The following is a 23590-nucleotide window of genomic DNA, read 5'->3' on the forward strand; positions in this document are numbered from 1 at the left end:
GAGTCCTTAACTGGATGAGATAATACAATATAGGTGTACAGAGTGTTGCAGTAGAGGAGGTCAACCAATGGTAACAGCAGAAGAGATTAAGTCCCGCTGGGACGAACTGGCTAATGAAGAGGAACGTATTTTGTTTGTAGTGGGCGGTCCTGGGTCAGGCAAAAGCAAATTGATTCGCGAATTAGCTGAACAAGATGGTTGGAAGTACATTGAAGCAAAAGACTTAATTGAAGAAGAGTTTTTAGAAATTGCCCGTGACTTGAGACCTCAGATGGCAAAAGATGTAATGTGTAAAGCATTGAAGGCTTGTGGCTCAGACGTAATTTTACTTGATAGTGTAAATGTTCTCTTTGCTCCTATTTTAAATTTAGAACCAATTGAATTGCTTAAAGCAATAAGCCGCTTGTATCCATTAATCGTGGGTTGGCGTGGTACCTATGATGGAAAACAATTACATTTAGAACACAATAACAATCCTAAATATTTTTCATTTACTGTAGAAAATCCAAGCCGGATTATTTCTGTTGAGTAATACCCGTACTGTATTGGCGGATTTAAGCATATGTTTAAATCCGCCTTATCTTTATTTGCGTTGCTTTACTTCTATTCTATGGCTATGTCCTTCTTAGAATTATTTCACCTATATGTTGTTATAGAGATATGTAATGATTAATTAGCAGTTAAGTAGAAATGCAAAGTTAAACAAAAGTGGGTCGTTGCTCATACGTTAGAAGTTAATATATAATGAGATGGAAGTTACATGTAAGAAGTTAACATGTAATGAGATAAATGACATAAGATAAATGAGATAGATGAATAAAAATATAAAAATTCTCCTAGACAAGAGGAGAGATTGTTGTTATAATGAGTTGTCAGGTAAAAGCCTGGCTTTTTTAAGTTGCCTAAAACTTGACAGGTACAGCCTGCTGTGTTAGGCTATATTAGCATATTGTGTTTTTAGGCAAGTAGATTATGAAGTGAGGTGTATCCGGATGCGTAATGCTGTAACTATGGCATGTACTGATTGCAAACAGCGTAATTATCAGACAAATAAGAACAAGAAAAACAATCCTGATCGTATTGAAATGATGAAATACTGCAAATTCTGCGGTAAACATACGCTACATCGCGAAACAAAATAATTGTTTCTTCTAGAGTACCCTATGATTAAGGATGTGAAATGATGGCAGGATCCAATTCTACAGTGCAGCAGCGCAAGGGCGGCATTGGTCGTTTATCGCGTGAAATGAAAGCTGAACTCAAAAAAGTAGTCTGGCCGACAAAAAAAGAGCTCATCAATTACACCATTGTCGTGTTTGTTACCGTAGTATTTATGGCAGCCCTTATTGGCGCTGTGGATGCTATCTTTGGCAAACTCATTGAATTGTTGATGCATGTTGTCGGATAGGAGGCCTTTCCGTGGAAGCAGATAAGAAATGGTATGTTATTCATACTTACTCAGGCTACGAAAACAAAGTAAAAACTAATCTGGAGCTTAAAGTTCAATCCATGGGATTAGAGGATACCATTGGTCGTATTCTCGTGCCTGTTGAGGACGAAGTGGATGAAAAAGATGGCGTAAAGAAAGTAGTAAAACGTAAAATATTTCCAGGCTATGTATTAGTAGAAATGGAAGTAAATGATCGTTCCTGGTACGTTGTGCGTAACACACCGGGCGTTACAGGCTTCGTTGGGTCTGCGACTAAACCGGTGCCGTTGTCTGATTCCGAGGTTGAATATATCCTCAAATCACAGGGCGTCGATCAAGAACCGAAAGCTACTATCGATGTAGAAGTCGGTGAAACAGTACGCATTACTTCTGGTGCCTTTGAAGATAGATTAGGTAAAATTACTGAAATTAATCACGAAAAACAAACATTAAAACTTGAAGTTGAAATGTTTGGTCGTGAAACATCGGTAGAGGTAGATTTCTCTCAAATTGAGAAAGATCTTTAATATATATTATTTATAACTCTAAACTTTTTAGGCGGCTTGGTGGTCGCCAGTGGGAGGAAAAGCTTATTTCCGTTACCACCACATTTTGAGCGCAAGGAGGTGTAATCACCATGGCTAAAAAGGTTACAAAAATTGTAAAACTTCAGTGTGAAGCAGGAAAGGCAAGTCCAGCGCCACCTATCGGTCCAGCTCTTGGTCAGGCAGGGGTTAACATTATGGCATTCGTTAAAGAATTTAACGAACGTACAGCACAACAAGCTGGCTTAACTATTCCAGTTGTTATTACTGTATTTGAAGATAGAAGCTTCACTTTCGTTACTAAGACTCCACCAGCAGCTGTTCTTTTATTAAAAGCAGCTGGCATCTCTAAAGGATCCGGAGTTCCTAACCGTGACAAAGTAGCAAAAGTTAGTCGCGATAAAGTTCGTGAAATCGCAGAACTTAAAATGCCTGACTTGAATGCAAATACTGTAGAACAAGGTATGCGTATGGTAGAAGGTACTGCACGCAGCATGGGTATTGTTATCGTTGATTAATTAGCGTACGACATGTGCTAAGTGTAGCACATATCGGTGGGAGGGTATTCCCGTTATACCACATAAGGAGGATTTTAAGATGGCAAAAGTAGGTAAGAAATACGCTGAAGCAGCAAAACTTATCGAAGCTGGCAAATTCTACGAACCAGTAGAAGCTATTGAGCTTGTTAAGAAAACTGCAACTGCTAAATTCGACGAAACTGTTGAAATCTCTTTCAACTTGAACGTCGATCCTAAATACGCTGATCAACAAGTTCGTGGTGCCGTTGTATTACCACATGGTACAGGTAAAACTCAACGCGTACTCGTATTTGCGAAAGGCGATAAAATTAAAGAAGCTGAGGAAGCTGGCGCAGATTATGTTGGCTCCGAAGAATTAGTAGCAAAAATTCAAGGTGGCTGGAGCGACTTCGACGTTGCTGTAGCAACTCCTGATATGATGGGCCAAGTTGGTCGTTTAGGTAAAATTTTAGGTCCTAAAGGCTTAATGCCAAACCCTAAAGTTGGTACTGTAACGATGGACGTAGCTCGTGCTGTTAATGAAATTAAAGCTGGTAAGATTGAATACCGTACCGATAAAGCAGGTATCGTAGCTTGTGCAATCGGTAAAGCATCTTTCGATGAAGCGAAATTACTTGACAATTACCGCGTAATCGTAGATACTATTCTCAAGGCCAAACCAGCAGCTGCTAAAGGTCAGTACATTAAAACTGTTACTTTAAGCGCTACTATGGGCCCTGGTGTTCCTCTTAACGTTTTCAAATTGACTAACGTTACTAAGGAACAATAATAAGATATGTTCTCTTAGCTGTAGACCGCAGGTATGTATAATGGATGCAAATCCGCCCGCAGAGGCTGAACCGAATTCTATTACGAAACGGTACGACCTCATCGCGGTTTGTGATGAGGTCGTTTTTACGCTAAGATAGTACATAGAGCATCACCAAAATCTATAAGGAGGTATTCTAATGGCTGTCACTACACAGAAACAGGCAATCGTTGCACAAATGAAAGAAAAACTTTCAGAAGCAAAGGGGGCCGTACTCGTAGGTTACCATGGCTTAACTGTTGAGCAAGTAACTGATCTTCGTCGTAAATTCTTGGCTGAAGATGTAGAGTACAAAGTAATCAAAAACACATTGACTCGCATTGCAGTTAATGAATTAGGTCTTGAAGGTTTCGGTGAACATCTTGAAGGTCCTACGGCACTTGCAGTGTCTAAGACTGATGCTGTTGCACCAGCTCGTATTATCGAGAACTTCATTAAAGACACTAAAACTGAAGCAATCGACGTTAAAGTTGGTCTTGTAGAAGGTAAAGTTGTAACTGCAGAAGAAGTTAAAGCTGTTGCTAAATTGCCTAACCACGAAGGTATGCTATCCATGCTTCTTTCCGTGCTTCAGGCTCCAATCCGCAACGTGGCTTATGCAGTAAAAGCTGTTGCCGAAGCAAAAGACGAAACTGTAGCTTAATAAGCTTAGTACGTAGCAAAATATTATTACTACAACATAGAATTAGTGGAGGAACTATATCATGGCACTTAACATTGAAAACATTGTTGCTGAATTAGAACAAGCAACTATCCTTGAATTAAATGATCTTGTAAAAGCTATCGAAGAAAAATTTAACGTAACTGCAGCTGCTCCTGTAGCTGTTGCTGCTGCTGGCGGTGCTGCTGGTGCAGGCGAAGAAAAATCTGACTTCGACGTAATCCTTAAAGATGCAGGTTCTGCAAAAATCAACGTAATCAAAGTTGTTCGTGAAGCAACTGGTCTTGGCTTAAAAGAAGCTAAAGCTGTTGTTGACGGCGCTCCTGCACCTGTTAAAGAAGGTATGCCTAAAGCTGACGCTGAAGCTCTTAAAGCTAAATTGGAAGAAGCTGGCGCATCTGTTGAACTTAAATAATTTAAGCCCTGTGGCGTAATTATTAAGATAATACAACAAATAAAGACCACTCCCTATGGAGAGTGGTCTTTTTGTATGCAAAAATTGCAAGTATAATATGAGTTGTATTTGGTGGATTTTAGAGAAAAAACTTAAAAATTAACATCAGTTTTACTTACAACAATACATTATTGATATATGGTAAAATACAATTTGCCTTTCTTTGTATTATGTATACATGTTATAATCAGGGTAATAAAGATATTGTTCTTTATAATAAAAGATTTTGATTTAATTACTATGATATTTAGTTGCAAAGCTAGATTGTAACGGGCTTTGTAAGAAATATAAAAATAAGGTTCTATAGGTTTAGAATCATTTCTTTAGGTATATTTTATAAAGAAAGAGGTCATGTATGCGTAAAGAACGGGATTTTTTAGGTGAATTAGAAGTTGCTGATGAATTGTACTATGGGGTACAGACTTTACGTGCTTTAGAAAATTTTAATATTACAGGCAAACACTTAGACCATGACTTTATTCGCTCTATGGCAATGGTAAAAAAAGCATGTGCTCTTGCCAATATGAAGACAGGTCGTATGGAGAAAACCATTGGAGATGCTATTGTTAAAGCGGCTGATGAAGTGATTGCAGGGAAACATATTGATCAATTCCCAGTGGATCCTATTCAAGGTGGCGCAGGTACCTCCTTCAATATGAATATGAATGAAGTATTGGCAAATCGCGGCTTAGAAATTTTAGGTCATCCAAAGGGGAGCTATGATATTATTTCTCCAAATAATCATTGTAATATGGCGCAATCCACCAATGATACCTTCCCTACGGCTATTAAAGTGTGTGCTATTTTAAAGAGCAAGCCTTTGATTGCTGCCTTACAGCGCTTAGTTGATGAATTAGAGCGTAAAGCAGAAGAATATAAGGAAATCTTGAAGATGGGACGTACTCATTTACAAGATGCTGTGCCGATTACACTAGGTCAAGAAATGGGGGCTTATGCGTCTGGTGTCCGCCGCGGTATTAAGCGTATTGAGTCAGCTATTGTAGCAGCTCACACTGTAAATATGGGGGCTACTGCCGTAGGTACAGGCCTTAATGCTGAGCCTAAATATATCCGAGATGTAGTAGGGGAATTATCCTCTGTAGTGGGCGAAGAATTCTATACAGCAGAAAACTTAATCGATGCGACTAACAATACGGATATTTTTGCTGATATTTCTAGCGGTTTAAAAGTAACGGCTCTTGTACTTATTAAAATGGCCAATGACTTCCGCCTTATGGCATCGGGCCCTCGTTGTGGTATTGGGGAATTAAAATTACCACCTCGCCAACCAGGTTCAAGTATTATGCCAGGCAAAGTAAATCCAGTTATTGCGGAAGTACTAAATCAGGTTTGTTACCAAGTTGTATCGAATGACTTAGCCGTTACCTTAGGGGTAGAAAATGGTCAATTCGAACTTAATGTTATGGAACCCGTAATCGCGTATAATTTGTTTAACTCCATGTGCTATTTAAAAAATGGGGTTAATACCTTCGTAGATAAATTATTAATTGACCTTGAAGTAGATCGTGAACGTTGTCAATATTGGTTAGATCGCAGCGTGGGCATTGTGACGGCTTTATTGCCACATATTGGTTATGAAAACACGTCGGCTCTTGCAAAAGAAGCGTATACTACAGGGCGTTCTATTAAAGAGATTATATTGGAAAAAGGACTCTTGTCCGAAGCCGATATGAATCATATTCTATCTCCAGCTGAAATGACTAAACCAGGGATTGCCGGTGCGGACATTTTAAAAGTAAAGGGGAATTAAGATAGTTTTATTTTGGACTAATTGGTAACACCGAACTTAGGGTTACCAATTAGAAATCCAAGTTGTGTTTTTGTGAAATCCTATGGTTAGCGCTTATGTACTTCATTATGTAAATCATAGTCCATAGGGTAAAAGATACAAGTACATAGAATAGAATAAGTAGTAATGAAATAGGAATAGAAACAAAATAGAACAGAAATAACAGTAGAATAGAACTAACATAGAAAAAACACCTTATTCATGTATATTAATAGTTAGCATTAGTACCTGGAATAGCTCGAAGGCTAAGCTTACTATATACAGGGTAAGGTGTTTTTATATTTTCTTCGATTTTTAATTTTCTATTGTGGCCTTTATAATTTGATTTACTTGTAGTTACATAAAATTTAATTTATAGCTACATACAATTTGACTTATAGCTATGTACAAAGTGTTTCATATAGTTTGAATTAATTTTTTCCAAGTGGCCGTGTATGTATTTACTTGGCTTTGTTCCATGGTTTCGTTCATCATACAGATTCCTGCAAGACCTGGCGGGAGTAAATGAAAATTATCTTGGTGAATGCCGCCGATGGCAAAGGTAGGAATTTGAAGTGCCATGATAGCTTCGAGTTCTTTCCAATCACGGGGTGGTAAGTTTGGCTTACATCGCGATGGAAAAACATGTCCAAAGACAAGCCACTGGGCATGATGGGCTTTGGCGTACTGGGCTTCTGTTAGGGAGTGAACGGACACGCCATAGGGCACTGGTAATAAGGGCGCAGGGGCTGTAGTTAAACGAGACGCAAAGACTTGATCGAAATGAGGTTCAGGGGCTTTAACGAAATGGGACGCAGGAGCCTTAGCGAAAGGAGACTCAGGAACTTGATCAGAGTGAGATGCAAGAGTTTTGGTTGATGTAGCCTGCTTAGAGAGCGCCTTTAATTCATTTACGGAAAGCTGCACGGGTATACCATATTGCACGCCTAAGGCTGCATGATGGCTTATGATTAAGTTCACTTTTGCTTTTTTTGCCGCAGGCCATAAGGCGAGTAGTAAGGTTTCATAGTCTTTTGTGGAGAGTTCTTTGGCTCGGAGCAAGAGTTGATGAGGGCCACTGGCAATAAGGGCTTTAAGATAGGCTAAAATTTGTGTATCTATTGATGATAGTTTTGGTTGAGCTGTTAAGGGCGGGACCAACTCTTGCGCATCTTTAGGAGGAAGCTTTGGTTGTCCCTCTTTAAGAATAAGATTTGTTCGCTCCTCTTTAAGAGTAAGATTTGTTTGTGCCTCTAAGTAGGGGAGCCCTATTTCTGAATCTCTAGGTGTTCGTATCAGTTGCCTATTTAGATTTGTTCCTTTAGGGGTGGCACTTCTTTTTATATAATCTTTCAGTGTAGGCAAATGAGTTACATAGGTGAGTTTGAATTTTTGTTTATAATCTGATGTGGTCATGGAATACTACCTGAAGCCCCATATTAGTAATGTCATCATGCATTTCTTTTACACTGCGCGTGTCATTTATATCGAATTGATCACTACTGCGATGTTTATTGCCTTCGCTATGGCCACCTACATCGACTTGAACGCCTGCAGAGATTTTAGTGGCGCAAATATTCATGACCGCATTGCGGAATTCGCGGCTTTCACGGCTTGATACAGTGATGTGGGTATGTGGTAAGAAGAGCCGATAGGCACACATGATTTGAACTAAATCGCGATCACTTACTAAATGATTGAAATGGCCAAGCTGACCATTTACAGGGCGGAGTCGTGGCACTGAGAAACTGAGCTCACTTTCAGGGAAGGCTTGACCTGTAATCGCTACATGGAGACCAGTTGCTAAGGCATCATAGCGGAAATTACTCAAACCTAAGAGTGCCGAGAAACCTGCACCGCGGAACCCGCTCTGGAGGGCGCGCTCTTGGGCATAAAAGCGATATGGGAAACTGCGTTTATTGCCATATGGATGATAGTATTCATAGGCTTTTAAATCATAGGTCTCCTGAAAGACTGTAATATAATCAGCCCCTGCTTGATGAAGAATTTTATAAGATGCTTGATTAGTAGGGTAGATTTCAATGCCTATGTTGGCAAAGTATGGCTTAGCTAGTTCTAAGGCGGAGGCGATGTATTCAATGGAAGAGTGTGATTCTGATTCGCCAGTTAAAAATAAGATTTCCTGTAAACCTGTATGGGCGATAGCTTCTAATTCACGTTTAATTTCATCTAAATTTAGTTGGGCTCGAGGGATGTCTTGCTTACTATTAAAGCCGCAGTAACGGCAGCCATTATGGCAGTAGTTGGCAATATATAGGGGTGTAAAAAGTTGAATAGAATTACCGAAGCGAGCGCGCGTGAGCTGCCGAGCTTTTTGCGCCATAGCTTCTAAATAAGGACTTGCTGCCGAGCTGAGGAGTGCCATAAAATCTTCTACTTGTAATACGTCTTTACTTAAGGCCGCTTCTACATGTGCTGCGGTGAAGGCCGCATCATTAAACCGGTCTTTGGTGGTGAGTACATAGTTTAAATGGGCCACATCAAGTTGGTCCATGGCATCTGTATAGGCTAATACATTTTGGCTCAGTGGTTCATCAGTGAGGCGTGTGTTATTACTTTGAATAAAAACTTGAGTGCTCATAGATTCCTCCTAATCATTTAAGAAGCCTGTTAATGGACTGGAGGCGCTAGCATGGTCTGTTAAAACGGGACCAGTCTTACCTAAATAGGCGAGGCGTCCTGCTTTGATGGCTAGGCTAAAGGCTTTACACATCATTTCTACATCACCTGCAGTGGCGATGGCTGTATTGCACATAATGGCGGTGACGCCCATTTCCATAGCTTCACAAGCTTCAGATGGTTTACCAATACCTGCATCAACGATGACAGGGAGAGTAGTACTTTTTAGGACAATATCAATAAATGCTTTTGTGCAGAGACCTCGATTGCTTCCAATGGGAGCGGCTAAGGGCATAATAGCAGCGGCGCCAGCATCTTCTAGTGCTTTGGTGGCATAGTAATCGGGATACATATAAGGGAGGACGATGAATCCTTTTTGTGATAGCAGCTTAGTGGCTTTGATTGTTTCGTTGTTGTCTGGCAAGAGCCAACGGGCATCATTAATGATTTCAACTTTGACAAAATCACCGCAACCCATAGCACGGGATAGTTCAGCTATGCGCAATGCTTCTTCTGCTGTGCGAGCTCCAGACGTATTGGGCAATAGGGTTAGATTTTTGGGGATATAATCTAAAATATTTTCTTCTCCTTTAGGAATTGCACGACGGAGGGCTAAGGTAATAATTTCACTTTCCCCTTGTTCTACTACCGCTTTGATAAGGGGAAGAGAAAATTTCCCGGAGCCTAAAATGAGACGAGACGTAAATGTTTTGTTGCCTAAGGTAAATGAATCTGTTTGTGGACTCATAAGATATTCCTTTCTGTCTGTGCTGATTGTACAGAATCACAGAGCCTTTACAAATAATCGATGGGCATATTTTTATAGGGCATATACTATGTAGTTAATAGTATATGTAAGAGTATAGTCGCTTGGTGGGCTGCACAGAGCATCACTCGTGGCGCTAATAGACCGAGGCTACTTTCACTATGTCCGTCGCCAGTTTGAAAATAATTAGAAAAAATTTGTTTAGTTTTTACGGTGTTAGGATGATCATAACCACTGACACCGCTGGCACCAATTAATATGGACTTAGGGTAATGGGTCATTACATAGTTTGTTAGTTCCGCCTTGTTCTCTGGTGAATCAAAGGCTTCCATAATATAGGGAGCGTCGTGTAGATACTCATCATAATTAGCGGTATTAATGGTGGTGTGTAAGGCATTGATTTTTATAAATGGATTAATGCGTAATAGGATGGCTTTTAATGCGTCCACTTTAGGTTTACCTAAGTCAGACATTTCATAGGCTTGCCGCCCTAAATTAGTTAAGTCCACCACATCCTTGTCTATAATTGTAAGTTCGCCAATACCTAGACGGGTTAAACTCATGGCGATGTGTGATCCTAGACCACCGGCACCGCAGATGATAATATGACTTTCCTTTAAGCGTTTATAGATGGTGGGGCCATAACGAGCCGTCCAAAGGGCATCATATTGACTCTCGGTAGGTTCATTATGAGCCGGCACAAAGAGTAAGGTGTCGCCTTCTTTTAGTACCGGGTCTGAATCAAAGGCGAAACCATTTAATAAACAAAGGGAATCATTAGGGCTCGATTGTTCTTTTAGTATTTGCGAGGCTAGCGTGCCTTCGGCTACAGTAAGGAGCTGGCCATTATAGGTAATATTCATTAGCCGCCTCCTACAAAGTGTACAATTTCTAAAGTATCTGTATCGAGTAACCAAGTGGATTCGAATTCACTTCTTGGAATGATGGTGCGATTTCGTTCCACCACGACCCGATCAGCATTGTAGCCTGCAGTCGCAAGAAATTGACGCACTGTTACTGACTCTGGGAGTGACTGTTCTTTGCCATTTACTACCATAAAAACCTCCTTGCCTAAACTGGTAACTAATTAGAATGAATGCACTAGGGAACGCAGCATTTACAATGGGCATAAAAAAAGACATGAACGAAGAGCACCCTTTTGGTGGTGCCCCCCATTCATGTCATATGAACATTTGTTGCGTTGAGTTTAGTATAGCAAACTTTTTTGCAAGAAAAAAGGGGTAAATGAGAAAATAAAAAGCAGATTTATGCAAAGTGCAAAATCTGCTCGTTCATTATAAAAATATTTTGACAAAGTTCAATTATCATGATAAAATTACTAATTGCAAATGTACTTTGTTAGATACTTAAATCTAATCAATTATAATGCATTAGAGCTATTCTGGCAAGTACTAATTGATATGACTATAACACTGTTAGTGATGAAGGTAGATCTTCCAAGGTTGTGTTGACCAAAGGTGAAGCAAGGTTCAAAAAATAAATGTAAGAGCCTTGCTTATTTTGTCATTGTGTCAACAGGAAAACTGAGACCTGGATATTTGTCTTGTGTCATACCGTTATAGAATAGAAGGTAAGCCAATTGAAATGAGGGGTGAAAGCTGGTATGTTCAAACCTGAGCAGGTAGGTAAGAGAACGCGTTATACCTATGCAAAGATTAACGAAGTTCTAGAAATGCCACATTTATTGGACGTGCAACGCAAGTCTTATGAGTGGTTTTTGGAGAGCGGTTTACAAAATATTTTTGACGATATTTCTCCGATTAAAGACAATTCAGGTAATTTAGTGCTTTCTTTTGAAGGATTTAGCCTTGGAGAGCCAAAATATGATATTAACGAATGTAAGAATCGCGATGCTACTTATGCAGCACCATTACGTGTTAACATTCGCTTAATTAATAATGACCCAGAAAACCAAGATATTAAAGAACAAGAAGTATTTATGGGTGATTTCCCATTGATGACTGAAACAGGTACTTTTATTATCAATGGTGCTGAACGTGTAATTGTATCCCAGTTAGTACGTTCCCCAGGGGTTTACTATACTCGTGAAATCGATACTATGGGTAACCGCTTATACGGTTCCACAGTAATTCCTAACCGCGGTGCGTGGATTGAATTAGAAACAGATGCTAATGAAATGGTAGCTGTTCGTATCGACCGCAATCGTAAATTACCAGCCACTGTACTCGTACGTGCTCTTGGTTGGAGCTCCAATGAATCCATTTTAGAATTATTCTGGAATGGTGAAGTGGATGAAGATGGCAATCGCGTATATGATGAACGCCTTCTTCGCACATTAGAAAAAGATACAACTCAATCTTCTGAAGAAGCATTGGTTGAAATTTATAAAAAATTACGTCCAGGTGAACCACCAACTGTAGAAAGTGCGCGTAATTTATTTGATAATTTATTCTTCGACGCTCGTCGCTATGATTTAGCTCGTGTAGGTCGTTATAAATTAAATAAAAAATTAGGTTGGCGTCAACGTATGCTAGGTCAAACCTTAGCACAGCCAATTGTAGACCAAGAAACTGGTGAAGTTATCGTTGATGCGGGTACGCTTATGACAGAAGACCAACTTGATGTGGTAGCAAATAGCGGCGTATTCGGTGGCGAAGGCTTTGCAGAATTCTATGTACAAGACGGCGAAGGTTCTTCTTTCAAAGTTATCTGCAATAACTGCAATCTTCCATTTGAACATCGTACAGTAACTCGCGAAGATATGATTGCTAATATTAGCTATTTATTAAACTTAATGGATGGCGTTGGTCATGTAGATGATATTGACCATTTAGGCAATCGTCGTTTACGTTGTGTAGGCGAACTTCTTCAAAACCAATTCCGCATTGGTTTAACTCGTATGGAACGTGTTGTTAAAGAGCGTATGACGATTCAAGATAACACGCAAATTACACCACAAGCATTAATTAATATCCGCCCTGTAGTGGCAGCTATTAAAGAATTCTTTGGTTCCTCTCAGTTGTCTCAGTTCATGGACCAAACTAATCCACTTGGGGAATTAACTCACAAACGCCGTCTATCCGCGCTTGGCCCTGGCGGTTTATCCCGTGAGCGTGCGGGCTTCGAAGTTCGTGACGTGCATCATTCCCACTACGGCCGTATGTGTCCAATCGAAACTCCTGAAGGTCCTAACATCGGTTTGATTTCTTCCTTATCAAACTATGCGAAAGTAAACGAATTTGGCTTTATTGAAGCACCATATCGTAAGGTTGAAAAAATCTATGGTACTGGCGATGAAGCAAACAAGGTGATTCGCGTACAAGTAAGTGATCAAGTTGTATACATGACAGCTGATGAAGAAGAAGGTATGACAATTGCGCAGGCTAACTCTGAGCTAGATGCAGATGGTAACTTCGTATCAAGCCATATCGCTTGTCGCCGCGGTCATGAAGTCCTAGAAGTAGCACCTGAAAAAGTTGACTACATGGACGTTAGCCCTAAAGAAGTTGTATCCATTGGTACAGCTATGATTCCATTCCTTGAAAATGACGATGCGAACCGTGCCTTGATGGGTGCGAACATGCAACGTCAGGCCGTGCCACTACTTCGTGCACAAGCACCTCTTGTTGGTACTGGTATGGAATATAAAGCAGCTTGTGACTCCGGCGTTTGCGTACTTGCTAAAGAAGCCGGCGTAGTAACTCGTTGCTGGGGTAATGAAATCAATGTAACTCGTGATAATGGTCGCATTGATGTGTACAAATTAAATAAATTCTTACGTTCTAACCAATCCACATGCTTCAACCAAAAACCAATTGTGTTTGCTGGTGATCGCGTAGTAAAAGGTCAAGTTCTTGCAGATGGTCCGGCTACGGATGGCGGTGAATTAGCACTAGGCTTCAACGTACTAGTAGCGTTCATGCCTTGGGAAGGTTATAACTACGAGGATGCGATTCTTCTTAGTGAAGAACTTTGTAAAGAAGATATTTACACATCCATTCATATTGAAGAGTACGAATGTGATGCTCGTGATACTAAATTGGGTGCTGAAGAAATCACCCGCGAATTGCCAAATACAGGTGATGACAATCTTCGTAACTTAGATGAAGATGGCATTATCTGCATTGGTGCAGAAGTACATCCAGGGGATATTTTGGTAGGTAAAGTAACTCCAAAAGGTGAAACTGAACTTACTCCTGAAGAACGCTTGCTCCGCGCTATCTTTGGTGATAAAGAACGGGAAGTGCGTGACACATCCTTACGTGTTCCACATGGTGAATCCGGTAAAATCGTAGACGTAAAAGTTTTCACCCGTGAAAATGGTGATGAATTACAACCAGGCGTAAATAAACTTGTTCGTGTGTATATTGCACAAAAACGTAAAATCCATGAAGGCGATAAAATGGCGGGTCGTCATGGTAACAAGGGTGTTGTATCCCGTGTTATGCGCCAAGAAGATATGCCGTTCTTACCAGATGGTACTCCAGTTCAAATCGTATTGAATCCATTAGGCGTACCGTCCCGTATGAACATCGGTCAGGTACTTGAAACGCATCTTGGCTTTGCCGTGCAAGGTCTTGGTATGCAGATTAAAGCTACTGATCTTAAAATTCAAAATGTATTGAACCAAGCTAAGGCAGATAGCCGTTATTGGGACAATATTGATCGAATTAAAGAACTTTTCGGCGAAATTGAAAATTTAAAATCTAAGATTGCTGAAAATGTAACCGTATCTCATTTAGATGTAGATACAGAAATTAATATTCGTCGTGAAGAAGCCCTTGATTTAATCTTGGCTGAAGCACAACGTCAATTAGGTACTTTAGGTGGTCGTGCTCGTTATGACGAATTAAAAGCTATCGAAAAAGAATATAGCGATAAAGAAATCGAGTTCTTCGATGAAGAAGAAGACGCTCCAGAAATGGAAGAAGCACTTCAAGATGAATTGAAGACAATCTCTGCTGTAGTAAATATTATTGACTCTATTGAAACGGCACGAGTTAAACGGGATGAAATTCGCAAAGATTTAGAATCCTATGGCTATGATTTCGAAACATATGGCATGCCAAAACCAGATGTAGCTGGCATCCATATTGCGACACCAGTATTCGACGGTGCTCACGAAAGTGATGTATTTAATACATTGCGCATTGCGGGCAAAAATGATGATGGTAAAACAGTGCTTTATGATGGCCGTACCGGGGAACCGATGGATAACAAAGTTACCGTAGGTTATGTGTACATGTTAAAACTCCATCACTTAGTAGATGATAAAATCCATGCTCGTTCAACTGGTCCATACTCCTTAGTAACGCAACAACCACTTGGTGGTAAGGCACAATTCGGTGGTCAACGTTTTGGTGAAATGGAAGTTTGGGCTCTTGAAGCGTATGGTGCTGCTTATACCTTACAAGAGTTATTAACTGTTAAGTCTGACGATGTAGTAGGTCGTGTTAAGGCATACGAAAAAATCGTTAAAGGCGAAAATATTCCAGAACCAGGTGTTCCAGAGTCCTTTAAAGTATTGCTAAAAGAACTTCAGAGTATCGGTCTTGATGTGAAGATTTTAAATGAAGATCAAGAAGAAGTTGTTATTAAGGAACTTGATGATGACGATGATGTAAATGAAGATGAAATCAAGGAAGTTATGGAAGGAAATGAAACCACTGAAGAAGAAGCTCCAGCCGATGCTATTGTAGAAGAAGCGAGTGAGCCTGTAACTAGTGGTGAAGATGACAGTGTACTCAGCATGATGGCTGCGTATGGTGATGACTCCGATACAGATGAAGACTGATTTGAGTATCCATAAAGAAGGGAGCGATACTTGTGCTAGACGTTAATGAATTCGATTCTATGCGAATTGGCTTGGCCTCTCCGGAACAGATTTTAGAATGGTCTTATGGGGAAGTTAAAAAGCCAGAAACAATTAACTATCGTACGCTAAAACCAGAACGTGATGGTTTGTTCTGTGAGCGTATTTTTGGGCCAACCAAAGACTGGGAATGTCATTGTGGTAAATACAAACGCATTCGCCATAAAGGGGTTGTGTGTGATAAATGTGGCGTTGAAGTAACTCGTGCTAAAGTACGCCGCGAACGTATGGGACACATTGTATTGGCTACGCCAGTGTCACATATTTGGTATTTCAAGGGAATCCCATCTCGCATGGGATTAATCCTTGATATTTCTCCTCGTTCTCTTGAACGAGTACTCTATTTTGCTGCTTACATTGTAGTTGACCCAGGCAATACGCCGCTTATGAAACGTCAACTTTTATCTGAAACAGAATTCAGAGAATATGAAGCGCAATTTAACAATGAAGAATATAAAATCAATGGTAAAAACATTGAAATTGAAACAGTAGCACAACGCCGCGACCGTTTAGCTATTCTTAACGAAGCTAAGCGCAAAATCGCTGCTAATGATGCCTTGGCTGCTAATACCGATATTCCTGAAGAGGAAAAAGTATTTGAAGAGTTAACACGAGAAGAAAAATTTGAATTAGGTGCTGTTGAAGAAGTTGAGTTCGTATGTATTGATATGGGCGCGGAAGCAATCAAATCTTTATTGAGTGAACTTGATCTTGATACACTTAATGCAGAACTTCGCAATGAACTTGAAACTGTATCTGGCCAACGTAAAGTGCGTGCTGTTCGCCGCCTTGAAGTGGTAGAAGCATTCCGTCAATCTGGGAACAAACCAGAATGGATGATTATGGATGTAGTACCAGTCATTCCACCGGAACTTCGTCCAATGGTTCAATTAGATGGTGGTCGTTTTGCTACATCTGACCTCAACGATTTATATCGCCGCGTAATCAACCGTAACAATCGTTTAAAACGTTTGCTTGATTTAGGGGCTCCAGATATTATCGTTCGCAACGAAAAACGCATGCTTCAAGAAGCAGTGGATGCTCTTATCGACAATGGTCGCCGTGGTCGTCCTGTAACTGGCCCAGGCAATCGTCCACTTAAATCTTTATCTGACATGCTTAAAGGTAAGCAAGGTCGTTTCCGTCAAAACTTACTTGGTAAACGTGTTGACTACTCTGGCCGTTCTGTAATCGTAGTAGGTCCAGAACTTAAGATGCATCAATGCGGTCTTCCAAAAGAAATGGCTCTTGAATTGTTCAAACCATTTGTTATGAAACGCCTTGTGGAACGTGGTCAGGCTAGCAATATTAAAGCTGCTAAACGCCAAGTAGAACGTATTGGCGCAGGCGTATGGGAAGCACTTGAAGAAGTAATTAAAGAACATCCAGTACTTCTTAACCGTGCCCCAACACTTCACCGCTTAGGTATTCAAGCGTTCGAACCTATCCTTTGGGAAGGTCGCGCGATTAAATTACATCCATTAGTATGTACTGCCTTCAATGCCGACTTTGACGGTGACCAAATGGCTTGTCACTTACCATTGTCTGTAGAAGCACAATCAGAAGCGCGTACTCTTATGTTGTCTTCTCATAATATTTTATCTACTAAAGATGGTAAGCCAGTAGCAGTTCCATCTCAGGATATGATTTTGGGGACCTACTATTTAACTGTAGTGCGTCAACATACTAAGGAAAAAGCAAAATACTTCGCTAACTATGATGAAGTAATGCTTGCTTATGATTCTGGTGTTATTGGTCTTCAAGATGTACTTTACATCCGTGAAGAAGGGTATGGCCGTGTAGAAACTACTGCGGGCCGCCTCATTTTCAACAATGCCTTGTACCCAGAACTTCGTCAATATGAACAACAAGAAGATGGTCATTATACATTGGGCCGCGTTATGGATAAGAGAATGGTTGGTAAATTGGTTGACCAATGTTTCCAATTATTTGGCAATGAAAAAACAGCGGAACTTCTTGACCGTGTAAAATCTCTTGGCTATTCTTATGCTCGTCGCGCTGGTATGACTATTGCTATTGCGGATATTAAAGTACCAGTTGAAAAAGCTGGCATTTTACAAAAAGCCGACGAAGATGTAGAAAAAGTATCTCGTCTATATCGTCGTGGTCATATGTCTGAAGATGAACGTTATCGTAAGACTATCCAATTATGGACTCAGGCTACAGAAGATGTAACTGATGCCATGATGGATACGATGATGCGTGACCAAGAAGGTTTCAACCCAGTATATATGATGGCTATTTCTGGTGCCCGTGGTAATAAACAACAGATTCGTCAGCTCGCTGGTATGCGTGGTTTGATGGCGGATCCATCAGGTCGAATCATCGACTTACCAATTAAGGCTAACTTTAAAGAAGGCCTTACAGTACTCGATTACTTTACATCTAGCCATGGTGCTCGTAAAGGTTTGGCCGATACGGCGCTTCGTACAGCTGACTCTGGTTACTTAACACGTCGTCTCGTTGACGTATCCCAAGATGTTATTGTACGTGAAGAAGACTGTGATGTAGTGGGCATTGATTTAGTGCGTGAACGCGCTCGTCTTGCAAGCTCTCCACGCCAAGCCCTTGCCTTACTTAAAGACAAGCTTATTGGCCGTGTGCTCGACAAAGATGTAGTAGATCCAGCAACTGGTGAATTGCTATTAGCTGGCGAAACTATTTTAAGTGAAGCTGATTTATTAGTATTAGCTGACCATAAAGTAACTGATATTGCGCTTCGTGGTGCTCATTTAGGCAGCGATAGCGATATTAACCACTCCAATCTTATTCAGAAAATCAGCTTAGGGGAATCTGATGAAGGTATTCGTCACACCCTTCGCGAAACAATGGTTCAGAATATGCTTGGCAAGGATACAGTAAATGCAGTTGTAGATAGTGAAGGTCGTGAAATCTTCCCTGCTCATAGTGCGCTTACTGAAGAAGGCATCGAAGCCATCCTTGATAGTGATGTAAAAGAAGTTCAAGTACGCAATAATGAAATCCATGGTATCGAAGTAGAAGCTATCGTGGAAGGTGCTGGCGTTATTGAACCTCTTAAAGATCGTATTGTAGGCCGTACGGCTGCTGAAGAACTAATCAATAAGGAAACTGGCGAAGTAATTGTGCCGCTTAATGGGGAAATTACAGAAGAATTGGCTGATGAAGTAGTTAAACATTATGAAACAGTTAAGATTCGCTCTGTATTGACTTGCCGCTCCCCTTATGGTGTATGTATGAAGTGTTATGGTCGTGACCTTGGCACAGGCAATCAGGTACAAGTGGGTGAAGCTGTAGGTATTATTGCAGCACAATCCATCGGTGAACCTGGTACACAGCTTACCATGCGTACATTCCATACTGGTGGTGTTGCGGGCGATGACATTACCCAAGGTTTGCCACGTGTTGAAGAATTATTTGAAGCACGTCGTCCTAAACGTCATGCTATCATCAGTGAAGTGGAAGGTTCTGTTCGTGTAGTTCCTAATGATTCTAAGAAGGGCACTAATACTGTGCTTGTAACTGATAGTGAAGGGGTAGAACATGATTACCTCATTCCTTATGGTGCTCGCATTATCGTTCGCGATGGTGATGTAGTTAAATTAGGTGCGCGCTTAACAGAAGGTTCTATTAACCCTCATGATATTATGCGTGTTATGGGTACAGAAGCAACACAGCGTTACCTCGTATATGAAGTACAAAAAGTATATAAATCTCAAGGTGTAGAAATTAATGATAAACATATTGAGGTTATTGTGCGTCAAATGCTTCATAAAGTTAAGGTAGAAGAAGCTGGTGATGCTGACTTATTACCTGGCGATCCTATCGATGTAAATACATTTGATGAAGAAAATCGTCGCCTAGTGCTTAATGGCAAACAACCAGCTACAGGCAAACGCATCCTTCTTGGTATTACCAAGGCAGCGCTTGCAACCGATAGCTTCTTGTCTGCTGCTTCCTTCCAGGAAACAACTCGCGTATTAACTGACGCAGCTATTAAAGGCAAGATTGATCCATTGCTTGGTCTAAAAGAAAATGTTATTATCGGTAAATTGATTCCTGCTGGTACAGGTATGAGTCGCTACCGTAAAATTAATGTTGTCAAAAAAGAACCACGCATTGAAGACTTAGTAGAAACAATCGAAGTAACAGAATAATAGTATTTTGTGAACATATAATTAGAGGCTGTCTACACTAAAAAGACGGCCTCTTTTTATATTTTATTTTCACTTCATGTATGCTAAAAATGCAATTAACTGGAAAAAATGTATAAATTACTAAAAAATACAAGAAAATTTGCATAAAAATTAGAAAAATATTCAAAAAAACTATACTTTGAAATACACGGATGCATGTACATATAAAACATAGATAAAACAAGGATTTTCTGCTATAAAAACAGTTGACATACCCTTTGGAGAAATGATAAACTGATATAGCGCTCAGGGAGAGGTATGCTTGAGTGCTAAATAATGTTGAGGAGTACAAAAATGGAAATTGAGCAATTAACAACTGCCCATAAGACAATCGGAGCCAAACAAACGGCGAAAGCAATCGCTCGTGGTGAAGTAGAAATGGTGTTTGTTGCCAATAACAGCGATGACCGCGTTGTATTGCCCCTTATAGAACTCTGCGAGGCAGAGGGCGTGCCTATTAACCAAGAACACTCTATGGAAGAGCTTGGCAAGGCGGGCAAGATAAAAGTGAAAGCTGCTGCTATTGGAGTACTTCGATAAATTCGGTAATATCTATGGCTGCACAAAGCAGTTGTAGATCAATTATAAATCTAATTGTTTGGAAAGGAGGTGCCCAAATGCCAACAATCAATCAGCTAGTACGTAAAGGTCGTCAAACTTTGACTAGAAAATCCGACGCTCCTGCGCTTAAAGAATGTCCGCAGAAACGTGGTGTATGTACTCGTGTTTACACAGCTACTCCAAAGAAACCGAACTCCGCGCTTCGTAAAGTTGCCCGTGTTCGTTTAACAAATGCTATTGAAGTAACTGCGTATATCCCAGGCATTGGTCACAATTTACAGGAACACAGTGTAGTACTTATCAGAGGTGGTCGTGTTAAAGACTTACCAGGTGTGCGTTATCACATTGTTCGCGGTGCATTGGATACAGCTGGCGTACAAAACCGTAACCAGAGTCGTTCCAAGTATGGCGCTAAAAAAGCTAAGAAATAATAGCTAACATTGTAATCACACATCGTAGAGGAGGAATTAACATGCCAAGAAAAGGCCCTGTGGTGAAGCGCGATGTACTTCCAGATCCGGTGTACAACAGCAAATTGGTTACTCGCTTCATTAACAAAGTTATGTACGATGGCAAAAAAGGCGTAGCCGAAACTATCGTATATGATGCATTTGAAATTATTCGTTCCAAAATGGGTCAAGACCCAATGGAAGTTTTTGATCAGGCTTTAAAAAATGTAATGCCTGTATTGGAAGTTCGCGCTCGCCGTATCGGTGGTGCTAACTACCAAGTACCAGTTGAAGTTCGTGCTGATCGTCGTCAGACCCTCGGCATCCGTTGGATGGTAGATTATGCTCGTCTTCGTGGCGAACGTACTATGAAAGAACGCTTAGCTGGTGAATTAATGGATGCGTTCAACAACACTGGCGCAGCTATTAAGAAAAAAGATGATACTCATAAAATGGCAGAAGCTAATAAAGCATTTGCTCATTATCGTTGGTAATTAGTTAAGAGGAGTGACATTCGTGGCAAGAGAATTTTCTTTAGAGAAAACTCGTAATATTGGTATCATGGCTCACATCGATGCTGGTAAGACGACCACAACGGAACGTATTCTTTACTATACAGGCCGAGTTCACAAGATTGGTGAAGTACATGAAGGCGCTGCAACAATGGACTGGATGGAACAAGAGCAGGAACGTGGTATTACTATCACATCCGCTGCAACAACTTGTCACTGGAAAGACCATCGCGTAAACATCATTGATACTCCTGGTCACGTTGACTTCACTGTAGAAGTAGAACGTTCGTTGCGTGTACTTGATGGTTCCGTAGCTGTATTCAGTGCTAAAGGTGGCGTTGAGCCTCAATCTGAAACAGTATGGCGTCAAGCATCAACTTATGGCGTACCTCGTATCGCTTATGTAAATAAGATGGATACAGTTGGCGCTGACTTCTTCCGTGTTGTAGACATGATGAAAGAACGTCTTGGTGCTAATAGCGTAGCTCTTCAAGTGCCAATCGGAGCTGAAGATAGCTTCAAAGGTATCATTGATTTGATGACTATGAAAGCAGAAATTTACATCAGTGATGACGGTAAAGAATACGAAATTACTGATATTCCTGCAGAATATGAAGAAGTTGCAAATGCTCGTCGTGAAATGTTAGTTGACGCAATTGCTGAAACTGATGATGACATCATGATGAAATACTTGGAAGGCGAAGAAATCAGCATTGATGAACTTAAAGCTGGTCTTCGTAAAGCAGTTTGTGAAAACAAATTATTCCCAGTACTTTGCGGTTCCTCTTATAAAAACAAAGGTGTGCAGATGCTTCTAGATGCAGTTATCGACTACATGCCATCTCCACTTGATATTCCAGCAATTAAAGGTGTTAACCCAGATACTGGCGCTGAAGAAACTCGCCCAGCATCCGATGATGAACCATTCTCCGCATTGGCTTTCAAAATCATGGCTGACCCTTATGTTGGTAAGTTAGCGTTCTTCCGCGTTTACTCCGGTTCCTTAGAGTCTGGTTCCTATGTGTACAACTCTACTAAAGGTAAAAAAGAACGTATCGGCCGTATCCTTCAGATGCATGCCAATACTCGTCAAGAAATTGAACGTGTATACTCTGGTGACATCGCAGCTGCGGTTGGTTTAAAAGATACAACTACTGGTGATACTCTTTGTGATGATAAAGCTCCGGTAATTCTTGAATCCATGGAATTCCCTGAACCAGTTATCTCCGTTGCAGTAGAACCTAAAACTAAAGCGGACCAAGAAAAAATGGGTATTGCTCTAGCTCGTTTGGCTGAAGAAGATCCAACTTTCAAAGTTCGTACAGATGAAGAAACTGGTCAAACAATCATCTCCGGTATGGGTGAGCTTCACCTAGACATCATCGTTGACCGTATGAACCGTGAGTTTAAAGTTGAATGTAACGTAGGTAAACCTCAAGTTGCTTACCGCGAAACAATTCGTAAATCTGTTAAACAACAAGGTAAATTCGTACGTCAGTCCGGTGGTCGTGGTCAATACGGTGATTGCTGGTTGGAATTAATTCCTCAAGAACCAGGTGCTGGTTTCGAATTCGAAAACAAAATCGTTGGTGGTGCAATTCCTCGCGAATACATCGGACCAGTTGAAGCCGGTGTTAAAGAAGCAATGGAATCTGGTGTAGTTGCTGGCTATCCAATGGTAGACATCAAAGTAATCGTATTTGACGGTTCCTATCATGATGTTGACTCCTCTGAAATGGCCTTCAAAATCGCTGGTTCTATGGGCTTCAAAGAAGGTGCTCGTAAAGCAGACCCAGTTCTTTTAGAACCATACATGGCTGTTGAAGTTGATGTACCTGAAGAATACATGGGCGACGTTATCGGTGATTTAAACTCCCGTCGTGGTCGCATGGAAGGTATGGAAGCTCGTAATGGTAGCCAACATATCAAAGCATTCGTTCCATTGAGCGAAATGTTTGGTTATGCTACTGACCTTCGTTCCAAAACTCAAGGTCGCGGCAACTACTCTATGACAGTAGACCACTACGAAGAAGTACCTAAGAAAATAGCTGAAGAAATTCAAGTTAAGAAAAATGGCTAATCCCTAAGGGTTAACAGAATAAATTAGAATTTTAATTATCCGGGAGGACAATTCAAAATGGCAAAAGCAAAATTTGAACGTACTAAACCGCATGTTAACATCGGTACTATCGGTCACGTTGACCATGGTAAAACTACTCTTACTGCAGCAATCACTAAAGTTCTTGCTGATCAAGGTAAAGCTGACTTCCAAGATTACAGCATGATCGACAAAGCTCCAGAAGAACGTGAACGCGGTATCACAATCAACACTGCACATGTTGAATATGAAACTGAAAACCGTCACTATGCACACGTTGACTGCCCAG

General features: G+C 40.6%; 21 protein-coding genes. 16 read left to right on the forward strand and 5 right to left on the reverse strand.

Annotated features, from left to right (window positions below; genetic code table 11):
* Nucleotides 1-67: 67 nt before the first annotated feature.
* The 9 genes from brxF (at nucleotide 68) to Q0376_RS04165 (ending at nucleotide 6207) form a co-directional block, all read left to right on the forward strand.
* On the forward strand, nucleotides 68-532 hold the full coding sequence (gene brxF / locus Q0376_RS04125; protein ID WP_298704387.1) for a BREX-3 system P-loop-containing protein BrxF: 465 nt from the start codon (nucleotides 68-70) through the stop codon (nucleotides 530-532).
* A 460-nt stretch (nucleotides 533-992) separates the two neighbouring features.
* Nucleotides 993-1142, forward strand: a complete 150-nt coding sequence (gene rpmG / locus Q0376_RS04130; RefSeq protein WP_115310793.1) for a 50S ribosomal protein L33 — start codon at nucleotides 993-995, stop codon at nucleotides 1140-1142.
* Nucleotides 1143-1183: 41 nt separating this feature from the next.
* Nucleotides 1184-1408 (forward strand): preprotein translocase subunit SecE, encoded by a 225-nt coding sequence (gene secE / locus Q0376_RS04135; protein WP_295790793.1) that lies wholly within the window; start codon nucleotides 1184-1186, stop codon nucleotides 1406-1408.
* Nucleotides 1409-1419: 11 nt separating this feature from the next.
* On the forward strand, nucleotides 1420-1956 hold the full coding sequence (gene nusG / locus Q0376_RS04140; protein ID WP_298704389.1) for a transcription termination/antitermination protein NusG: 537 nt from the start codon (nucleotides 1420-1422) through the stop codon (nucleotides 1954-1956).
* Nucleotides 1957-2066: 110 nt separating this feature from the next.
* Nucleotides 2067-2492 carry a 50S ribosomal protein L11 gene (gene rplK, locus Q0376_RS04145; protein WP_298704391.1) on the forward strand — a complete coding sequence of 142 codons (426 nt, stop codon included), beginning with the start codon at nucleotides 2067-2069 and terminating at the stop codon, nucleotides 2490-2492.
* Between the two features lie 79 nt (nucleotides 2493-2571).
* The gene (gene rplA / locus Q0376_RS04150) at nucleotides 2572-3282 is read left to right on the forward strand and encodes a 50S ribosomal protein L1 (protein WP_298704394.1); all 711 of its coding nucleotides are present in this window, start codon (nucleotides 2572-2574) and stop codon (nucleotides 3280-3282) included.
* A gap of 178 nt (nucleotides 3283-3460) precedes the next feature.
* Complete coding sequence (rplJ, locus tag Q0376_RS04155) at nucleotides 3461-3964, forward strand: 50S ribosomal protein L10 (protein ID WP_295790801.1); 504 nt, start codon at nucleotides 3461-3463, stop codon at nucleotides 3962-3964.
* 61 nt (nucleotides 3965-4025) lie between these two features.
* Nucleotides 4026-4397: a 50S ribosomal protein L7/L12 gene (gene rplL, locus Q0376_RS04160; RefSeq protein WP_298704397.1), complete on the forward strand. Its 372-nt coding sequence runs from the start codon at nucleotides 4026-4028 to the stop codon at nucleotides 4395-4397.
* A gap of 394 nt (nucleotides 4398-4791) precedes the next feature.
* Entirely contained in the window at nucleotides 4792-6207 is a 1416-nt protein-coding gene (locus Q0376_RS04165; RefSeq protein WP_298704398.1) for an aspartate ammonia-lyase, read from the forward strand.
* 435 nt (nucleotides 6208-6642) lie between these two features.
* Here the strand turns inward: Q0376_RS04165 and Q0376_RS04170 are convergent, their stop codons facing one another.
* The 5 genes from Q0376_RS04170 to thiS all read right to left on the reverse strand — a co-directional run bounded on the left by Q0376_RS04170 (nucleotide 6643) and on the right by thiS (nucleotide 10688).
* Complete coding sequence (locus Q0376_RS04170; protein ID WP_298704400.1) at nucleotides 6643-7641, reverse strand: thiamine phosphate synthase; 999 nt, start codon at nucleotides 7639-7641, stop codon at nucleotides 6643-6645.
* The gene (gene thiH / locus Q0376_RS04175) at nucleotides 7622-8827 is read right to left on the reverse strand and encodes a 2-iminoacetate synthase ThiH (RefSeq protein ID WP_298704402.1); all 1206 of its coding nucleotides are present in this window, start codon (nucleotides 8825-8827) and stop codon (nucleotides 7622-7624) included. Before thiH ends, Q0376_RS04170 begins: the two co-directional genes overlap by 20 nt.
* A gap of 9 nt (nucleotides 8828-8836) precedes the next feature.
* Entirely contained in the window at nucleotides 8837-9613 is a 777-nt protein-coding gene (locus Q0376_RS04180) for a thiazole synthase (protein ID WP_298704403.1), read from the reverse strand.
* A gap of 86 nt (nucleotides 9614-9699) precedes the next feature.
* Nucleotides 9700-10494, reverse strand: a complete 795-nt coding sequence (gene thiF / locus Q0376_RS04185; protein ID WP_298704405.1) for a sulfur carrier protein ThiS adenylyltransferase ThiF — start codon at nucleotides 10492-10494, stop codon at nucleotides 9700-9702.
* On the reverse strand, nucleotides 10494-10688 hold the full coding sequence (gene thiS, locus Q0376_RS04190; protein WP_298704406.1) for a sulfur carrier protein ThiS: 195 nt from the start codon (nucleotides 10686-10688) through the stop codon (nucleotides 10494-10496). Before thiS ends, thiF begins: the two co-directional genes overlap by 1 nt.
* A 567-nt stretch (nucleotides 10689-11255) precedes the next feature.
* On the opposite strand from thiS, the gene rpoB reads away from it, so the two are divergent.
* The 7 genes from rpoB to Q0376_RS04225 all read left to right on the forward strand — a co-directional run.
* Complete coding sequence (rpoB, locus tag Q0376_RS04195) at nucleotides 11256-15407, forward strand: DNA-directed RNA polymerase subunit beta (protein ID WP_298704407.1); 4152 nt, start codon at nucleotides 11256-11258, stop codon at nucleotides 15405-15407.
* 32 nt (nucleotides 15408-15439) lie between these two features.
* Entirely contained in the window at nucleotides 15440-19642 is a 4203-nt protein-coding gene (gene rpoC, locus Q0376_RS04200) for a DNA-directed RNA polymerase subunit beta' (protein ID WP_298704409.1), read from the forward strand.
* A gap of 333 nt (nucleotides 19643-19975) precedes the next feature.
* Nucleotides 19976-20221, forward strand: a complete 246-nt coding sequence (locus Q0376_RS04205; RefSeq protein WP_298704411.1) for a ribosomal L7Ae/L30e/S12e/Gadd45 family protein — start codon at nucleotides 19976-19978, stop codon at nucleotides 20219-20221.
* A 77-nt stretch (nucleotides 20222-20298) separates the two neighbouring features.
* Complete coding sequence (gene rpsL, locus Q0376_RS04210) at nucleotides 20299-20673, forward strand: 30S ribosomal protein S12 (RefSeq protein ID WP_298704413.1); 375 nt, start codon at nucleotides 20299-20301, stop codon at nucleotides 20671-20673.
* Between the two features lie 41 nt (nucleotides 20674-20714).
* A complete protein-coding gene (gene rpsG, locus Q0376_RS04215; RefSeq protein WP_298704415.1) occupies nucleotides 20715-21185 on the forward strand; it encodes a 30S ribosomal protein S7 in 471 nt (156 codons plus the stop codon).
* Nucleotides 21186-21207: 22 nt separating this feature from the next.
* Nucleotides 21208-23283, forward strand: a complete 2076-nt coding sequence (gene fusA / locus Q0376_RS04220; RefSeq protein ID WP_298704417.1) for an elongation factor G — start codon at nucleotides 21208-21210, stop codon at nucleotides 23281-23283.
* A 57-nt stretch (nucleotides 23284-23340) separates the two neighbouring features.
* A partial coding sequence (locus Q0376_RS04225) for a GTP-binding protein (RefSeq protein WP_298703010.1) occupies nucleotides 23341-23590 on the forward strand: 250 nt, incomplete at its 3' end.

This window comes from uncultured Veillonella sp. (genome assembly GCF_937981445.1).
Taxonomy (GTDB): Bacteria; Bacillota; Negativicutes; order Veillonellales; family Veillonellaceae; genus Veillonella_A.